19 protein-coding genes and 1 tRNA gene are annotated in these 17,859 nt (G+C 49.4%); 6 read left to right on the top strand and 14 right to left on the bottom strand.

From position 1 onward, the window contains the following. Window positions 1-55: 55 nt before the first annotated feature. The 10 genes from QML71_RS01020 to QML71_RS00980 form a co-directional block, all read right to left on the bottom strand. Window positions 56-1,288, bottom strand: coding sequence for a class I SAM-dependent methyltransferase (locus QML71_RS01020; protein ID WP_282010036.1), 1,233 nt, complete (start codon window positions 1,286-1,288; stop codon window positions 56-58). A gap of 15 nt (window positions 1,289-1,303) precedes the next feature. Beyond that, entirely contained in the window at window positions 1,304-2,263 is a 960-nt protein-coding gene (locus QML71_RS01015; protein WP_282010035.1) for a glycosyltransferase, read from the bottom strand. Between the two features lie 155 nt (window positions 2,264-2,418). Beyond that, window positions 2,419-3,747, bottom strand: coding sequence for a hypothetical protein (locus QML71_RS01010; protein WP_282010034.1), 1,329 nt, complete (start codon window positions 3,745-3,747; stop codon window positions 2,419-2,421). A gap of 51 nt (window positions 3,748-3,798) precedes the next feature. Then, a complete protein-coding gene (locus tag QML71_RS01005; RefSeq protein ID WP_282010033.1) occupies window positions 3,799-4,665 on the bottom strand; it encodes an FkbM family methyltransferase in 867 nt (288 codons plus the stop codon). Then, a complete protein-coding gene (locus QML71_RS01000) occupies window positions 4,662-5,888 on the bottom strand; it encodes an ABC transporter ATP-binding protein (RefSeq protein WP_282010032.1) in 1,227 nt (408 codons plus the stop codon). The genes QML71_RS01005 and QML71_RS01000 overlap by 4 nt, the downstream gene beginning before the upstream one ends. After that, window positions 5,885-6,679, bottom strand: a complete 795-nt coding sequence (locus QML71_RS00995) for an ABC transporter permease (RefSeq protein ID WP_282010031.1) — start codon at window positions 6,677-6,679, stop codon at window positions 5,885-5,887. The genes QML71_RS01000 and QML71_RS00995 overlap by 4 nt, the downstream gene beginning before the upstream one ends. After that, complete coding sequence (locus QML71_RS00990) at window positions 6,679-8,073, bottom strand: phosphohexomutase domain-containing protein (protein WP_282010030.1); 1,395 nt, start codon at window positions 8,071-8,073, stop codon at window positions 6,679-6,681. The genes QML71_RS00995 and QML71_RS00990 overlap by 1 nt, the downstream gene beginning before the upstream one ends. Then, a complete protein-coding gene (locus QML71_RS00985; protein WP_282010029.1) occupies window positions 8,070-9,620 on the bottom strand; it encodes a mannose-1-phosphate guanylyltransferase/mannose-6-phosphate isomerase in 1,551 nt (516 codons plus the stop codon). The genes QML71_RS00990 and QML71_RS00985 overlap by 4 nt, the downstream gene beginning before the upstream one ends. A gap of 460 nt (window positions 9,621-10,080) precedes the next feature. Then, window positions 10,081-10,329: a DUF488 domain-containing protein gene (locus QML71_RS14115; RefSeq protein WP_371832114.1), complete on the bottom strand. Its 249-nt coding sequence runs from the start codon at window positions 10,327-10,329 to the stop codon at window positions 10,081-10,083. 232 nt (window positions 10,330-10,561) lie between these two features. After that, window positions 10,562-11,065: a hypothetical protein gene (locus tag QML71_RS00980; RefSeq protein ID WP_282010028.1), complete on the bottom strand. Its 504-nt coding sequence runs from the start codon at window positions 11,063-11,065 to the stop codon at window positions 10,562-10,564. Between QML71_RS00980 and QML71_RS00975 the strand changes: the two genes are divergently transcribed. From QML71_RS00975 to QML71_RS00955, 5 genes are all read left to right on the top strand, one after another. After that, window positions 11,048-11,248, top strand: a complete 201-nt coding sequence (locus QML71_RS00975) for a hypothetical protein (RefSeq protein WP_282010027.1) — start codon at window positions 11,048-11,050, stop codon at window positions 11,246-11,248. The two genes, QML71_RS00980 and QML71_RS00975, sit on opposite strands and share 18 nt — an antisense overlap. Window positions 11,249-11,411: 163 nt before the next feature. Beyond that, window positions 11,412-11,484 (top strand) — tRNA-Thr (locus tag QML71_RS00970). Window positions 11,485-11,554: 70 nt separating this feature from the next. Further along, window positions 11,555-12,883: a hypothetical protein gene (locus tag QML71_RS00965; RefSeq protein WP_282010026.1), complete on the top strand. Its 1,329-nt coding sequence runs from the start codon at window positions 11,555-11,557 to the stop codon at window positions 12,881-12,883. Between the two features lie 170 nt (window positions 12,884-13,053). Continuing rightward, window positions 13,054-13,362, top strand: coding sequence for a BrnT family toxin (locus QML71_RS00960; protein ID WP_282010025.1), 309 nt, complete (start codon window positions 13,054-13,056; stop codon window positions 13,360-13,362). After that, window positions 13,337-13,585, top strand: a complete 249-nt coding sequence (locus QML71_RS00955) for a CopG family antitoxin (protein WP_282010024.1) — start codon at window positions 13,337-13,339, stop codon at window positions 13,583-13,585. The genes QML71_RS00960 and QML71_RS00955 overlap by 26 nt, the downstream gene beginning before the upstream one ends. Window positions 13,586-13,725: 140 nt before the next feature. On the opposite strand, the gene QML71_RS00950 is transcribed toward QML71_RS00955, so the two are convergent. Beyond that, window positions 13,726-14,058 carry a hypothetical protein gene (locus QML71_RS00950; RefSeq protein WP_282010023.1) on the bottom strand — a complete coding sequence of 111 codons (333 nt, stop codon included), beginning with the start codon at window positions 14,056-14,058 and terminating at the stop codon, window positions 13,726-13,728. A 64-nt stretch (window positions 14,059-14,122) separates the two neighbouring features. After that, window positions 14,123-14,857 carry a hypothetical protein gene (locus tag QML71_RS00945; protein WP_282010022.1) on the bottom strand — a complete coding sequence of 245 codons (735 nt, stop codon included), beginning with the start codon at window positions 14,855-14,857 and terminating at the stop codon, window positions 14,123-14,125. A 550-nt stretch (window positions 14,858-15,407) separates the two neighbouring features. Between QML71_RS00945 and QML71_RS00940 the strand changes: the two genes are divergently transcribed. Further along, on the top strand, window positions 15,408-16,346 hold the full coding sequence (locus QML71_RS00940) for a phosphate-starvation-inducible PsiE family protein (protein WP_282010021.1): 939 nt from the start codon (window positions 15,408-15,410) through the stop codon (window positions 16,344-16,346). 30 nt (window positions 16,347-16,376) lie between these two features. Here QML71_RS00940 and QML71_RS00935 read toward each other — a convergent pair whose 3' ends face one another. Further along, window positions 16,377-17,168 carry a class I SAM-dependent methyltransferase gene (locus QML71_RS00935; protein ID WP_282010020.1) on the bottom strand — a complete coding sequence of 264 codons (792 nt, stop codon included), beginning with the start codon at window positions 17,166-17,168 and terminating at the stop codon, window positions 16,377-16,379. A 148-nt stretch (window positions 17,169-17,316) separates the two neighbouring features. Continuing rightward, window positions 17,317-17,742 carry a GlcG/HbpS family heme-binding protein gene (locus QML71_RS00930; RefSeq protein ID WP_282010019.1) on the bottom strand — a complete coding sequence of 142 codons (426 nt, stop codon included), beginning with the start codon at window positions 17,740-17,742 and terminating at the stop codon, window positions 17,317-17,319. Between the last annotated feature and the right edge of the window lie 117 nt (window positions 17,743-17,859).

Raw genomic sequence — 17,859 nt, 5'->3', positions numbered from 1 at the left:
GACCAACAAGCCAAACTTCCGCTGACAATGCCAGCAATGATTGTGCCCTTACCACTCATACGATCTCTATCTCCGGAAAGGGGAATATCATCCGGCCTCCCTCCGACAAATAGTCCTTTTCCCGCCTGACAATACCCTCTTTAAAATGCCAGGGAAGAACCAGATAATAATCCGGCTTCATTGCCGCCGCATCCTTTTCCGAGATAATGGGGATGTTGGTTCCGGGAGTAAATCGTCCAAATTTTTCGGTATTCACTTCGGCAATGGCTGGAATTTCTTTTTCGGTAAAACCGCAAAATTGCAAAACAACATTTCCCTTTGTTGAGGCACCATATCCCAAAATTGTCTTACCATCACCGGCTAAAGAATGAATCAAGCGAGTCAAATCATTTCGATGCCTATAAACCCGTTCTTCGAAGTCACGAAAAGGCTTTGGAGTGGTGAGCCCCATACGGCCCTCCTGCTCCAATAACCAATCGATAACCGGGCTGTTGGGTTTCATAGTCTTATTTCCAACTTTTACAGCCGAGACCGCAAAACTGCCACCATTTATGGAATTCATAACAACGTCGATCAGCTTTAACCCCGATTCCCTCAGGATTTTTTCCACTACTCCGAGTGAATAATACTCCAGGTGCTCATGGCAGATGGTGTCGTAAGAATTAAGCCTTAGCATGGATGGCATATAGCTTTGCTCGAAATGCCATATCCCGTCGTCATCGAGAATCGATTCCACCTGCCGTGCAAACCCGATAGGATCCTCCAGGTCATAAAACATGGCGATGGAGGTAATAATTTTTGCGGGTTCCTTGAAAGCAGAGCGGTAGGCCTCTTCAGAAAAGAAATCCGCGATCAGCTTGATATCATCGGTATAAAATTCCTTGAATTTTTCACCTGTGGGGTCTATACCGAGCTTTTGAATACCTGTTGTCTGATACGCCTTGAGGGTGGTCGCATCGTTACTGCCAATATCCACCACAATATCGCCGGACTTCAAACATGCCGTTCTCTCGAGGTAGCGAACCTTGTTTGTTAAGTGGTCCACCATGGATTGATTCAGTCCGGAGCGATACCCATAATTATCACCATACATTTCGCCGGGCTCATAGGAATGTTTAAGCTGGAGCAATCCGCTTTCAGGGCACCAAACGAGTTCTAGCGGACCTGCCGTAACGTGCTCTGAAGAAGTTCTGGGAAATACGCCCGTCAGCACCTGTTGCCCGAGATTCAGCACAGACACCAGATTTTGACCACCACCTATGCGGCATTCTTTAATTTCACTATACATACAACTCCCTCCAAATCATCTAAACATTCCAACCATTTTATTTAAAAAGTCTTGCTCGCCTTCTTGACTGATTACCTCAAGTAGCTTGTCCTGTTGTTCTAAAATGGCATCCCTATCAGACGCCAGGACAGTTTCACACGCACTTACAAATGATTCTTGGTTATCTGCCTGACAAAGTAACAAAGAACCCGCTAAATACTCCGGGATTCGTTCTTTAATAAACCCCAAGTTTGGTGCCACTACTGGAACTCTATAGGCCAAAGCCTCATGGATTTGCGGAGGGAAATTCCCTTCCGCAACAGACGTAAAACATAAAAGCGCCGCTTTTTGGTAAATAACTTTCAGTAAGTGGTCCGATACCCGATTTAGAATAACAATCCGTTCCTTGCATTTCAGTGAATTGTAAACGGCAAACGCCTTTGGGTCAGGTTCCAGAGTGCACGTTAGCACTAACTTCAAATCATGCCCTCGATTTATCAGCCGGTCAAAAACGAGCAATAGCAATGACAGGTTTTTATTTGCTCTGGGCTGTGTTGGATAAAAAATATACTTATTTTCTTCCAACCCATTAGGCAGGTCCCCTTCAACCGAACATCCCCTTGCCTGGGAATTCAATAGTGGTAAATAAAATACTTTAATCTTATCCGAATCAACCTTGAGCCGACTATTCGGTAAATAATTTTTTGTAAAATGCGAATTGCAAAACACCACATTTGCTTGCGCGGCAAGGCTCTTGCCAAGCTCAGTATTATGTCCTTCGTCTGCCACAAACTCGCCCGTCGCGTGAAAAAAATGAGGCATATAGTCTGGCAAATACAGCGCAAAGCGTTTCTTTAACTGAAGGGCCTCTGGAAACCAATAATAATGCGGAACAATTACCCAATGGCAATTATCATCATTATTGATTTTGCCAAGGTACTGATGTTCTCTTGCCCCATCCGAAAGGCTGTCTTCACCTACCAGAAATTTGCGCAACCTTTGTTGAAATCCATATATCCTCCGCTTGCACTCAACAAGAGGCTCCCAAAATCGAAAGGGAACGACTTTTTTCACAACCTTTTTTATCAAAACCTTGACCGTAGCTAGCATGCGCGGCCTATTCAGCCCGACTCCACTCATATTTGGTGGATCTATAAGAAGCACCCGGATATTATCTTTATTGGTTCCAGGCTGGCAAAAAAACCCCTAAACATTTCGGCTTGATCGTAGCGGGCTGTGATTATAATCTCATGGTCACAATTTTTATTGAGAGTCTGGGCAATTTGCCGCATGACTCTAGGAATGCCGTCATAGGCAGCATAGCTTTCACCATCGAATATAACCGGTGCACCGGGAAAATGATGCAATAAGTAAATTCGCTTCTTGCCGGTAACTTTGCTCGCGGGATCCACCGTCAACCAATGCGATGGTTCTTTATTGGATTCTAGGGAATCGACAATAACCTTATCAAAATGCGGCCACACAAAGTCGGGCAAATATCGTCTTTTAACTGAGTCCTGCGACAAAATAATTGCATGTATAAAGCTTTTATCACCCACCAGCAATCTTTCGATCTTTTCTTTTGCATCCCGAATATCCAGGCAACGACCTGGCGCATCTTCACCAAAATATCTATCTAGCAGAGAACCTTTTAAGAACAGGACCGGCCCCCCAAGGACCATCATCTCGATTGGCGGCAAGTAGCACACTCTAGGGTCGGTATAGGTGTAAAGGTAACCCGCCGCCCGCCTAAAACGCGCAATCAGCTTTTCTCGGGCGAGTGTACCAACCACCTGCGGATCGTCGACATCAGAGATCTGCACTCCGTAGTAGAGAAAATGTTTTTCTGAAAAGTTTTTTTTCAGAAATTGATAATGTTCCCGAAAAAATGGATTATCAATATTTGGACAAGTGATAATTATCTCATTAGCCCGTCGATCACATTTCCCCCACGATCCTTCGTGCTGCAAGATATCACTGGGCAAACAATAAGGAGAAACTACTGCAATATCCTTTAACCATGAATGTTCACCATATAATGCTTCTTCCGCGTGCGGCATAAATACGAAATTATTTCGATTTGCGATTTCGAGAAGCAACCCTTCTCGTTTCAACTCATCACTCAGCGCATAATGTTGCCCATAGGTTCGATAGATCACAGTACCTTTATATACACCCAGAATAGAGCGCAACCATCGGGGCGATATTGTAACGACTACAGCGTCGAAGTAATCATTCAATAACTTGGCAATATCAGCAGGGATCTCATTATAAAAAAAATTAAACTTGGACAGAGCTTGGAATACATTTTTTGGCAAGGTCGTTGGTTGATCTGCATCCCATTCCAAGCAAGCGGACTGGTCTTTAACAGAACTCAAGTAAGGAGGGTTAAAAACCTCATAACCGAGCGTCCTAAGCCGTGGCAATTCTGTTTTGGTAAGGACCTTATGCATACCTAGCCAAAATATTCGCTTGGGCATGGTTAGTTCTCTTATAGCCATATTAGCTTCAGTGGGTAAACAGCCATAAACTCAAATAAGTTTTTTACAATGCCTAAGAAACATACTTCTTATACGTCGTAGCGGGACCGTCAATCTCCATGATGTGCTGTTATAAACCGCGCTCAAAGCCGCCTCCGCCTGCTGAGCCTTGGCCTCCGCCTGCTGAGCCTTGGCCTCCGCCTCGCTGGCGCGGGCTTCCGCCATTACTTGACCCGATAATAAAAATTCATCCCATACATTCGGAGGGTATTGGAATGCGGGCATCAGTTCAGAATGCTCTTCCGCTACATAAAACCGGTTCAATCCATCGGCATACGCGAAGCGGTAATTTGCGGAAAGCAGAATGGGTTCCCATTTTCCGTGAGATTCTGTTTGCGACATCGGTAGGGTTGCCTCCACCACCACAATCCAGGGCCGGTGGTCTATCCAGTTATTGCCCTGCAACACCGCTTCTTCCAGTCCTTCCACATCCACTTTCAGAAAATGCACTGCTTGACCTGGGGGAACACACTCCTCCCAGATTTTTGCAAGGGTGGTCACCGGCACTTCCTGGCGAGTTAAAGCCCACCCTGATTGCTCGTGCTGTTTGGTGATAGCCTCATCCAAAGTGGACATCCCGGGGTTGCCCAGTAAGCATAGGACCTCCCGGCCTTCATGGCCGCCAACCGCCCGGCACAAATTTTGATCGTTCGGCCGCCGGTCCTGCAATCGACCATGAAATTGTGGGTTCGGTTCTATATTGACTCCCCGCCACCCACGGTCATAAAAAGCTTTCGTCACCGAATCCAACTCCGGATCAAACGCGCCCACATCGATGTAAAACCCGTGCTCAACATGCTTCAGGGCACGCCAAAGCAGGACGTCTTCAAAGTTCTGCGCGTAAGAAATGAAAGTCATTGCGCACGTTCTTCAATTGTGATTTGCGGTTCATTCCAGAGGCAACCCGCAAACTGAGTCTTGTCGATATTGATGACATTGAACACCAGGGCCAGGTCGCGCCACTCATAGTTGAACGAGAGGTGGGTCTCACGGTCCACCAATGCGGTTTGGATGGAGTAACTGCCTACCCCCAGATTCGCCCCAAACGCGATGATAAAGCAGTATTCATCACCGGCTTGTGGATTTTGTATGACCTGCCCGGTGTGCCAGGTGTTGGTGCCGTACATTATTTGACCCAAACGGTCCTTAATGCTGTACCCCAGCACGAGAGTTTCGACGGCTTCATAAACTTTAACCCGGATACGCAGTTCGACCCGCTCTCCAACCCCGACACATTCCGCCACTTCTCCCTTGCTGTTATATAGAGCGATTTCCTCAACGCGGGCCTCGCCGGTGCCGGAACTGGTTTGCGCTTTGCCGTTCTCGAGCTCTTTCACCTGAACCGTGCTGGTTTCCTTTTCCGCGATGAGGGCGTTATAGAAGTCGAACACCTCTTCCGGCTTGCCGTCTTTTATGGCCGTGCCGTTTTCCAGCAAAATGGCGCGGTCGCACAGGCTTTGGATGGCGCTCCGGTCATGAGAGACGATGAGCAGGGTCGTGCCCTGTTCCCGGAATTCACGAATGCGGTCAAAGCTTTTGTGCTGGAAGTAGGCGTCGCCCACGGAGAGCGCCTCGTCGACGATGAGGATCTCCGGGCGGTAGGCGGTGGCGACGGCGAACGCCACACGCATTTGCATGCCGCTGGAGTAGGTGCGCACCGGCTCGTCGAAGTATTCGCCGATCTCAGCAAAGGCTTCGATATCCGGCATCGCCTTGTGGATCTGCTCCACGCCAAACCCCATGAGTCCGGCGGCGTGGAACACGTTCTGGCGGCCGGTGAGCTCCGGATTGAACCCCATGCCAAGCTCAAGGATAGCGGCGATGCGTCCATGGACCCGGACCCAGCCTTCGGCAGGCTGAAGGGTGCCCGTGATGATTTTAAGCAAGGTGCTTTTCCCGGCTCCATTCTGGCCGACGATGCCAATGGCCTCTCCCGGCTGGATGTTGAAGCTCACATGGCGCAACACCCAGTGCTCCTCACTCGGTGTCACCGGGACACCGAACCAGCGGGCGAAACGCAACCATTCCGAACGGTAGGCACGGAAAGCCTTGCCAAGATCGTGGACAATCAACAGGCTCATAGGGCATCCACCAATTCCGCGCTGGCGCGGCGAAACAGGAACAGGCTCAACAGCATCAGCGCCAGCGCCATGACCGCGATGAGGATCACGCCATCGAGTTTCGGGGCGGTGCCATATACCAGAACCTCGTGGTAGGCCCGGGTGATCGGAAACAGAGGGTTCAGATGGAGCAGGTGCCGAAAGCGCTCGGGAATTATATTCTCCGGGTAGACAATAGGCGTGAGCCAAAACCAGACCTGAAGCACGATGGGAACGGCCTGCCCAATATCGCGCACAAATACGTTCATCAGCCCAAGGATCAATCCGATGCCGACGGCGAAAGCCACCACCGTGAGGGTAAGTGGGACAACCCAAATCATGGCCGCACTGAATCGATGGCCGAGCAGAACAAAAATACCCAGCATGGCGGCAAACAACAGGATGTTGTTGACCAGGCTGGAGCCGATCACGATGCTGGGCAAGGTGATGCGGGGAAAACTCATTTTCTTCATCAGGTTGCCCTGCTCAATGAACAGGTTCAGGCAACGGCTGATGATTTCACTAAACAACGTCCACGCGAGCAAACCCGCCATCAAATAGATGGCATAAGCGAATTTGCTGTCAATGCCCGGCAACTTGGCCGCCAGCACATTGGAGAGGATGAGCGCATAGATGGCGACCTGCGCCAACGGATTGATGATCATCCACAAGCCGCCCAGTTTGCTACGCGCAAAACGGCAGGCGAACTCGTTGCGGATGGAACTCAGAACAAATTGGCGGTATAGCCAGAGGCTCCGCAACATTCCAAACATCAGGCGCTCCTTGTCAAGATGGCCTTTATCTCAGTCAAACGGGCTCCGACCGCTTGAACATCGCCCCGTGTCTCGATATTGAGGCGCAGTAAGGGCTCCGTATTGGAAGCACGTAGATTAAACCGCCAGTCGGAAAATTCCAGACTCAGGCCGTCCATAGTGTCAATTCGAACCCCATTCTCTTCATCCTTGAGGGAGAGAGGCGCACAGAAATGGTTCTTGACCTTTTCCATAGTGGCATCGGTGTTTTCAACCTTGAAATTAATTTCTCCGCTACAAGGGTAGGCCGCGACGCGTTCGCTCACCAGAACGGAGAGCGGCTTGCCGCTGACGCTGAGCAGTTCCGCGATCAACAGCCAAGGGATCATGCCGCTATCACAATACGCAAAATCCCGGAAATAATGATGGGCGCTCATTTCGCCACCGTAAATGGCGTTCTCGGCGCGCATCCGCTCCTTGATGTATGCGTGACCCGCCTTGCATTGAACCGGTATGCCGCCGGCCTTTTTGACCATATCGAGGGTGTTCCAGATTAAGCGTGGATCGTGGATGATTTTCTCACCGGGATGTTTTTTCAAGAAGGCCTGGGCCAACAGGCCAACAATGTAATAGCCCTCTATAAACGCTCCGTTTTCATCGAACAAGAAGCAACGGTCGAAATCCCCGTCCCAGGCGATCCCCATATCGGCCCCGTGCTCGCGGACGGCTTCGGCCGTGGCGGCGCGGTTTTCCGGCAATAGAGGGTTGGGAATGCCATTGGGGAAACTGCCGTCGGGTTCGTGGTGCACCTTGATAAACTCAACCGGTAATCTTTGATCCACAACACGGGCTTCAATGGCGTCGATCACGTGTCCAGCGGCCCCGTTGCCCGCGTTGACCACCAGCCTGAGGGGTCTCAGGTTGGCGGGTTCAATATAGCCGAACAGATGATCGATATAGGCGTCCAGCACGGTTGACTGGCTACATTTTCCTTTTGTGGTGGTCGATCTAAAATCCCGCTGTTCCGCAATACGCCGTATCTCCCGCAACCCGGATTCCCCGCTGATTGGGGAAGCGCCCCTGCCCACAAACTTCATGCCATTGTAGTCCATTGGATTGTGGCTGGCCGTGACCTCCACACCTCCATCCACATCAAGATGGAAGGCGGCAAAATAAACCTCCTCGGTCCCCGTCATGCCGATATCGATGACATCCGCGCCCGCATCCATGATGCCTTCAGCAAGAGCTTGCTTGAGCGGTTCGCTGGTCAAACGAACATCGCCACCGGCTACGACACGTCCAGCGCCCAGATATTGGGCGTAGGCACGCCCGATTCGATAGGCAATTTCGTCGTTGATCTCTTCGCCCAACTTTCCGCGAACGTCGTAGGCCTTAAAACAGGTCAAGCGGTTCATGGAGTCCGCCCGTAAGCATCCTCAAATCGCACGATATCGTCTTCCCCTAGATAGCCGCCTGTCTGCACTTCAATGATAACCAACTTTCCGGTACCGATATTTTCCAGGCGGTGTTTATGCTGAGCCGGTATAAATGTGGACTCGTTTGCCCTGAGGATCAATTCATTGTCGCCATTGAGCACCTTTGCGATCCCCATTACGACAACCCAGTGCTCGCTACGGTGATGGTGCATCTGGAGACTGATACTGGCTCCGGACTTTATTTCAATGCGCTTGATTTTGAAGTTTGGCCCTTCTTCCAAAACGGTATACGTTCCCCATGGCCTGTACACGGTACGATGCAGTTTGTGTGCCTCGTGACCTTGCGCCTGGAGTTGGGCATAAAGATGCTTAACCTCTTGCGTCCGGCGGTTGTCGACGACCAAGAGGGCATCGGCGGTATCGATGATGATGAGGTTCTCAACGCCAACGGCTCCAACCACCCGGTTTTCGCTTTTGATGGTGCAGTTTTTACTGTCCACCACCAACGCGCATCCCTGAACACGATTGTTGTTATCGTCCGGCGTGGTTAGATCACCCAACGCCTTCCAGCAACCGATATCGCTCCAGCCGATGTCGCAGGCAACGACAAGGGCGTTATGGGTTTTTTCCATAACGGCATAGTCGATGGAGTTGTCGGGAACTTTGCTGAACAAATCGGGGTCGAGCTCCACCTGGGCAAAGCCTTGCCCGGCCGTGGACCGCGACTGCTCCATACACGCCCGTGTTGCTGACAGGATGTCAGGACACTGTTCTTCCAATTGATGGAGCATGGCACCCGAGGTAAAACAAAACATGCCGGAGTTCCAAAAGAATCGGCCAGATGCCAAGTATTCCTTGGCTTTATCGAGGCAGGGCTTTTCGACAAAACGCAACACGGCGTTGCCGTCGGCTTCAATATAACCGTAACCGGTCTCCGGGCCATGCGGCTGGATACCAAAGGTGACCAGGTTGCCCGTGGAGGCCAGACCGGAAGCTTCGGCAACCGCTTGCTGGAACGCCGTGTGATCGGCAATCAGATGGTCCGCCGCCAAGACCAGCATAATCGCGTCACTGCCGTGCGCCGCCGATACTTGCAGAGTCGCGGCGGCAATCGCGGCGGCGGTATTTCGGCCAAAAGGCTCAAGAATGAAAGACAGCGGCAATCCGGACGCGTTCACCTCGCAATACTCATCCTTGGTTTTAAAAAAAAGGTCACGGTTGGTTACGGTCAGAATCTCCGCAACGCCTGGGAGTTGCGCCCCCCGCAAAAAAGCCTTTTGCAGGAGGCTTTGCCCGTCTGATAAGCGAATGAAGGGTTTGGGATGCAGGTCCCGCGAAACAGGCCAAAGCCTAGAGCCTACGCCGCCACAAAGAATCACGGGAATGATAGAACGTGAAAGGAACTTGGAAGATGTCCGGGTTTGTTCGGAATTGGTAATCGCGCCCCCTTGGTGCGCCGACAAATCCTTATCATTCATGGCATCTTTTTGCTTGTCAGTTTTGTAGATTTTCGATTGGCCATCCAAACCAGCACCATGATAAATTCTGCCTCTCAAAAAATTTTCTGATGGGCTGGATGAAGGGGGGGGGGGCTCCGTTCGGAGCGAATTGAAACGGATTGTATCTTCTTATTGGAAAAATTTCAATACATACCTAAAAATCAACCTACAATTTCTCGCTTCCCGGATTACCCTGAAAGTGGTATGTAATTAACTGCATTGATCGAGCAAGTGTTTTGAAACTCAAGCCGCTTCCACCAGATTTTGGCTCCAAAGGGTAGGGTTTTTAATCAGGGTGGGAATCAGCGTTTGCAATTGATTGCAATTCCATCCCCGCCACATACGGATTTCTAGAAGCTACTTCTTAAAAGCTCCACGGTCTCCTTGAATCCGGTAGGCCTCTCTGATGATGTCCTCCTGCGACAGGAACATATCTGGTTTGGGCAATTTGAGTTGACGGATCAAACGGCCAATTGCCTCAGAATGATCATCCAGTGCCCCCATCCTCAAGGATGTGCTGGACCTGGAGCCCTTGGGATTCCAGATGGCGGGAAACCAGAATGGCTCGGTGACAATTCAGCGGTTCCTTCTCGGCGCACATCAGGGTAATTGTATCTTGATCGGCCCCTTCCTGAACCCGCCTTATACCTTGCCAAAATAATTGGGTTTCGGCAACCCGCTCGTACTTGAGCTTTCCGTCTTCATAACAGGATTCATCTTCACTGAGACCGCCCAACTCACGGCCCAGAAATTCGACCCAATCCCCTTCTGGAGTAGATGAGATTTAAGCTTTTCCTTGCTAAATTGAGGGTTTCTTCGGGTGAGAGCTTAAACGCAACATAATAAGTACCGGTTACACTTTTTATTAAATCAGGAAAGGACGTTTTCTATATAGGCTCATTAGAATGCTGATCTGAAGAAATTACCCTGCATTACACAGGTCCATCTCATTGCAATTAATTGCACTGCTACTTTCCTAAATCAGCCCAATCAAGGGGAGAACTTGGAAGACCATTTAGGTCATACCCTTCATCATGCAAAGTCTTCATGCTACAAAGTCTCGCCCATTGATCATATTTTCTCTGCCAGATTTTCTGACTTTCCCTAGCTGACCTTGATCCCCCTCCCTCGGCTTTATCCCGCGCTTCCATTACCTCCTTACCAAGTTGAATGCATTGATTATACCTAGCATCCGACATCCCCGGAATTGTGCTCTTGTAGGTTTTGGGGCTGAATATGTAATAACCAAGCACTCCTATTAAAATAAAAAACACCAATCCAAAAAGAAGACTTCCCTCTTCTTGTTGGGACTGAGGTCTTTTTGTGGCCCAGTTGATCTTCGGCTTGGACATTCTACTTTTTGAAGGCTCACTTTCCCTCAAAAAAAGTGGCGATGCTTCGGGAAGAGTTCCTATTTTATTAAGATGAGGAACGAACCCACAAAGGAGGTTTTCATGGCCGACATCACGCATAACACGCAATCGCAAACCGGATCGCCGCGCCCGCCGCAAAAGAAAAAGTTCTTCCGCTACCTCACATACAAGGAACCGCGCTGGTTCCACATCTTCATCCACACGGGATTCTTCTTCGCCATCGCAATCGCCCTGATCGTCATCGGCGTCGCCTTGTGGATGAACCCCGAATTGGCGCATTGACGCGGATCATTACAAACCCATCGAGGCTGTGGGAACCGGCCGGTTTGGGTGCGCGGGGGAGGGAAGTCGCGGACAGGGCTTTAAAATTTCTCAGGTTGGGATATACTTGGCGGGGAACGTGCAGGCGGAAGTTTCTGATCTTCCCTGAAATCCAGCCAAACATGCCGGTGTAGCTCAGGTGGTAGAGCAACTGATTTGTAATCAGTGGGTCGGGGGTTCGAGTCCTCTCACCGGCTTTTAATTTTTAAAACCTTATTGCGCATAAATTTAGTAACTTGAATTAGCCGGCGGAATTAAAAACATCAAATGGACTTTAAACTAATCAAATTGGACGATGCATTTTGCCATCAATTATTTTCCTCTAGCCAACCAAATAAACTTCCGAATTCAATTTCAGAGGGGTCTTATGATATTTTTAGTCAAGCAATAGAATTAAATATTATAGAAAAATGTGACGTTGAAGCCCTATCAAACCCTCACCCCAATAATAAATACCCGGTTTTTAAAAAAGTTCTACCTTTACTTGCACACGAACAAGCTCACTGGGTGGATTACACCTCTACATTGTTTGGGTTTCAATTTCTTTATAAGGTTTATTATTGTTTTTACAAAATCACCAATGAGAACACAAAGGAATTTTACAAAAAAAATTTACTCTTTAATGAAATAAACAAAATTAAATTTCCTGAGTACTATTCAACAAAGTTCGACGTTGATTCATCTAGACCCTGGAAATACACTTGCACTGCAGGCCAACTTTTTAACAAAGAGGGCGAACTATCAGAATATCCAATATTCTTTACAAGTTTTTTAAACAAACATGATGAGTTAATAGCAAGACAACCTTTTTCACTTTGCTCTCTCTTTGAAGCTTCTTCTACTAACCAAGAAATACTCGCTGAGATTGATTTAATAAATTCTTTTTTATCAGATGACGAAAAATCAGTGGAAATTCCTCTTAATCAGGAGAAATTTTTAAAAAGGCTTTACAGCCCTGACTTGACTGAATACAGCATTGCAGCTCATAAATTAGCCAACTCGATTGGCACAACAGATTCCATAGAGGCTTATAAAATATCAGCAACCTTAGCTCACTTGTGTTTTAATTTCCCTAGCCATGCCTTTCGTAAATTTTCATTAGAAAAAATTTATGAACCTGATGACCCTACCCTCTCAAAAATGAAAATTGCTCTTGAGCATAACGATAGAGCCGCACTATTCTATTTTCTTACTGATCTGTTGAGGATTAAAACAAAACCATTAGAAGCAACTTCAAATAATATTGAAGAATTAATTACTAAATTATTTGATGAACATGGGATCACAATAAGTGAAATGGAAAACTCAGTTGAGCAAGAACTAAAACTTATTACTGACGAAGCCGTGGCTTCATTTAAAGAGGATGCGTATATTCAAGAACTTTTTTCATCTGGAGTTGACCGGTTTAAAAAACTCGGCATATTTGGCACAGGAAAGTACCCATTTAAGGATATTACAGCGCCGGGTGCAGTCCTCGGTGACGGGTATTTTTTTGACCCATACAATCGCACAGATACAAACATTGAGGAAAGGTACTCCAAATTTTCTAAATTCCTCACTCATCTAGAATCATTTTCTAACGCTTGCATCTTTTAAATATCCCTTTAGCCTTGACCTGATCCTCAAAACATTCGTACACGTCATTCAAGAGCCCGCCACGCCTCCCCCCTAAACATCACCAAACAACAAACCACCCTCACCCTTCCCAATCCCGGGTTTCAATCTGATTGACATTTGTCCATACAAATGTCATCATTTAAAGCATCATGAATCTGACGGTTTTGGGGTTCGACTGGGACACGGGCAACCGCAACAAATGCCGCAAGCACGGGCTGGACCTTTTGGAAATCGAGGGGTTCTTCAAGCAGGAGGCGCTGTACGTTGCGCCAGCTTTGGACCCTTCCCAGCAGGAAACTCGTTACCTGGCCGTGGGCCGGTCGCCAAATGGCAAACCGATGCTCGTGGTGTTCGCCTTCCGCGAGAAGGCGGGAGAACGGTTGATCCGCCCAATCAGCGCCCGTTACATGCACAAGAAGGAAGCGCAGAGATATGAAGAAGAAAGTTCCGAAACTTAAAAGCGACAAGGAAGCGGAAGAGTTTCTGGAAAAGGATGTGACGGATTACCTGGACCTCAAAAACTTCCAGAAGGTGTCTTTCGAGTTCCAGCCGAAAACCCAAAAGGTGAACATCCGCTTCCCGGAAAAACTGCTGGAAGCGGTGCGCAAGGAAGCGAAGCGGCAGGGTATCCCGTATCAAAAATACATCCGCCAGGCGGTGGAGCATTCTCTTCCGGAATAAGGTTTTCCCTGGCCCTCACCCAGCCCGCCACTCCGTGAGCGCCCCTTGCAAAGAGGAGCTTGCCGCAAACCTTGGAAAAGTGAACACAGAGATTCTTCGTCGCCTGCGACTCCTCAGAATGACAGTTTCAGCCCAGTGTGTCATTCTGAGCGAAGCGAAGAATCTATGTTCTGGTTCTGCGAACCTTTTATCACAAGGCCTCCTTGGCAAAGAGTCGCCCATTCAAGGGAAGGGATCAAGCCTTCCATCCGCTCAGCACCCCGCGCTGTGCGGTGAGGAGTGCGAAACTTTCCAGGCCGGTAGCGATGGTTCATGAAATATTCCGCCTTGGCCGGATCGTCGACACATTCGAACACGTCGTTCAGGAACCCACCGCACAATAAGGAATGTTCCAAAAACTCGCTGCCCAGTTCCGTCTCAATCTCCAGCAGCCATTCGGCCGCCTTCACCCTTTCCATGCCGAGCGCGCTCAACAACTACCGCGACAATACCATCACTTCACACATATTCTTTGGCAATATCAGTTATTTATATTCATTATCTAAAACCATCTGCTATGACTGTATAAATTATTTCCTCATTGCTAACAGAATCAACTTTAATTACTGTGTCTCTAAAACGAATTGTTTTTTGGTTAATATCGTAAACTAAGTTTTGATAAAAAGCAGGCCTTGCCATGTCATTTGCAGTGTACTCCCTATATGTTATAGTAATTGATTTACCGTCTGTTCCTCCAAATACAAGCTCATAATTTATGAAGCCTCTTTCTCCATCAACAATTTGCTTAATGGGTTGTAAAAATTTCAAGTTCGATGGGGAAATTGAAAACGTATAAAATATAACGACATTATTGTTAAGGATATTTATTACTTGGTTATGTGGAGATCCATTGCGCTCAACTAACAATCCGTACGCACCCGCGGGAGAACCTGGAACTTTCAATACCGTCAGCCTTTTTCCATTAATATTTGTTTCCCCTTGAATCCCATACTTGGTATTTGGATCTCCTGAAATTTTGACAATCCCCCCAGTAATCGAAAATGGATTATTTGCTAACATAAAATTTTCTTTTACTTCTTTTACCCAATAATCTTTTACCCTTATCATTTCTTGGCCAACAAAAGCCGCCGTTTTTTGATCAATTATATAATTCTTCTTTGAAATATGTTTTGGTTCATTATGATAGTTTGATTTTGGAACTATCTTGACTCCACAGCTTGATAAAAAAAGGGTTATTAACATCAAAAAAGGTGTAATCCTAAATATTCTCATAGAGCCTTCCCCCTCAGCTATACTGTTTGTTTTTGTAGTTTTTAATGGCTAGTATTTATAGTGCTCCTAATTATTTCATAATAGCCACCGTCCGCTTGAGAATGGCGTAGGAATAAAACAAGCCAAGTCCGCTTGACAAACTATCTCGAAAACTAGAACCGTGGACCTAATGGGAAAGTATTAAGTTTTGGGATAACAGCTTATTTATATCGCCTCTTCTAATTATAATTTGATGACCTGCCAAATCTATTTCAACTTACCGAATTTTTCAATTTAAAATAAATTTTGGCCGATTTTGGCACAAATCTCAGCCTCATTGAGGAGTAATAATAAAGTGAAAAAGCTAGTCGTTCGTCTGAGTCCAGCCTTTCCTCTTTTCCATTGATCTACCCCCCCCAACCATTTCCCTATTTGGGTGGGATGCTTTAAGATGGAATATTGAAACTGGCTCCGGGAGGAGCCGGGAACGCAAAGGAAAAACCCCCTTGCCCCCCCAAAGGGGGATTAAAGAAACCGCAGGCTCTAATTCAAAACACTCAAGGCAACCTCCATGGATCTCACCAAAGACACGCCGGCGGCTTTTAAGTCCAATTACGATTTCACGGAAACGGATGAAAAACTGCTGTCCGGCATGAAGTCGGAAATGCAGCCCTGCGTCGATGAGTTTCTGGATGGGTTTTACGCGCACGTCTGGAAGTTCGGCCGCGCGCACGAGTTCCTGAAAAACGATGCGACGCTCAAACGCCACCGCAGTCAGGTCCGCCAGTGGTACATGGCGCTGTTCGACGGCAACTACGACATGGCCTACTTCCAGAAGCTCTACAAGGCGGGCGCCGTGCACGTCAAGCTGGGCCTGCCGACGCATTATGTGAACGCGGCGTTCAACTACGTGCGGCTGTTCACCACGGAGCGCATTCAAAGGTTCTACGCGGACGATGCGGACCGCGAACCGCGCCGCGTGGCGATGGAACGGATTCTCGACATCAACCTGGACGTGCTTTCCAGCTCCTACCGCGAGGGCGAGCTGGGCCGCTACCTGTCGCTGTCGCCTCTGGAAAAGGCCCTGCTCGGATTTTTGAAGAAGATCAGCTCCTATTTCAATTACGTGCTGGCGGGTGCGCTGGTGATGGTGGCGTTTGCGGCGATCGGGTTGTTCGGGTACGATGTCTATCTGCTGGCTTCCGGCCAGACGACCATCGAAGCGGGCATCCTGACGACTCTCGGCAGTCTGCTCATCCTGTGGGCGGCCATCGAGTTGATTCATGAAGAGATCAAGCGCCTGCAGGGAGGGAGTTTCGCACTGCAGGCGTTCATCGCGCTGGCCATCGCGGCGATCATCCGCAAAATCCTCATCCTGTCGCTGTCCACCACCAACACCCAGGAAGTGATGATGTACGGCGTGCTGGTGCTCTGCCTGGGGCTGGCGTACTGGTTGATCGTGACGAAATCCAAAACCCAAGAAACCGGCCCGCGCGTGGAACTGAGCTAGAACGGGCGCGGATACCCCGCAATGCCCTGACTACCGTTTTTCGTCCGGGGCCCACGCGGACAAGACGCCCCGTTGCGCGGTGAGGGGGAGGAAGCTGTTGAGGTCGGCGGCGATGGTTTGCATGAACTCCTCGGCCTTTGCCGGATCGTCGAAGCATTCGTACACGTCGTCGAGGAACCCGCTCCGCAGTAACGGGTGACCGAGGAACTCCTTGCCCGGTCCGGTCTCGATCTCCAGCGGCCACTCCGCCGTCTCCACCTTTTCCATCCCCAGCTCGCACAGCCAGCCCTTCGCGTCGTCCGTGGACGGCCGCTCGTCGAGGTATTCCTGAAACCGTTCGAGTTCCACGGCGAGCTGGCGCGATTCCATCTCCCGCCGCACTCTCTGCCACAACGAATCGAAGGTGCCCTGGGTGGGCCAGGTGAGGACGATCTGCCCGCCGGGTTTCAAAAACCGCACGAGGTTCTTGAGCGCGGTGGGGCGGTCTGGACGAAAAAACATGAAGGCGATGTTGCCGGTGATGCGGTCGAACTTCGGCAGGTCGGGCGGCAGCTGGCGCATGTCGCCCACTTCGAATTGCAGCCAGGGCAGGCGCGACCCCTGCATGCTGCGCGAGCGCAACACCTGGCTTTGATGCACGTCCACCGCCAGCACATGGCCCTGCGGCCCGACTTGATCGGCGATGTAAAATGCGGGAATGCCGCCGCCCGCAGCGACGTCCAGCACCTTCGCGCCGGGAAACAGATCGAGGTGGTGCAGCAACGCGTGCGCAAACGGCGTGGACCACGGATTGCCTTCCGGCAAGCCCCAATGCGATTCCATAAAATGTCCCCCTTCTTACCTTCTACTTAAAAGCACTGAACAGCGACCGCACCCCCTTCTGAATGCGTCTGTCCATGTTTATACTTTTCTCAACACGGCGTGCCTGCGGGGCGTCCAACCCGCGGGGCATGCAGGATTCCTTTGTGCTTCAATCCAGCAGATACTGCGCGCCGGCGGAGGCGACTTCGTGATCCTTCTCCACCACGTCGCCGGACACGCCGATGGCGCCGACGACTTCCCCGTCTTTCGTTTTCAGCGGCACACCGCCGGGAAAGGTGATGAGGCCATCGTTGCTGTGTTCGATCTGGTAAAGCGACCCGCCGGGCTGGCTGACGTTGCCGATCTCACCGGTGGGCATATTGAAGTAACGCGCGGTCCGGGCTTTTTTGATGGAGATGTCGATGCTCCCCATCCACGCGCCGTCCATGCGGAAGAAGGCTTTCAGATGTCCATCCGCGCCGACGACGGCGATGTTCATCTTCGCCTCCAACTCGCGGGCCTTGGTGCTGGCGGTGCGCAGGATGTGGCGCGCGGCCTCGTCGTCGATGTCCTTGTGGGTCTTCAGTTCTGCCATGAATGGGTCCTTTCGTCACAATGGGAAATGGTGGAGGCGTGCCGGTTCAGATATCGAGTTCTGATAAATTGTATAGTCCCGGCCTGAAACTGCAAGCGTTTTTGCAGATGAAATTAA

The organism is Nitrospina watsonii (genome assembly GCF_946900835.1).
Taxonomy (GTDB): domain Bacteria; phylum Nitrospinota; class Nitrospinia; order Nitrospinales; family Nitrospinaceae; genus Nitrospina; species Nitrospina watsonii.
The sequence above is the reverse complement of the archived record's forward strand: the minus strand, read 5'-3'. Positions and strand labels throughout refer to the sequence as shown.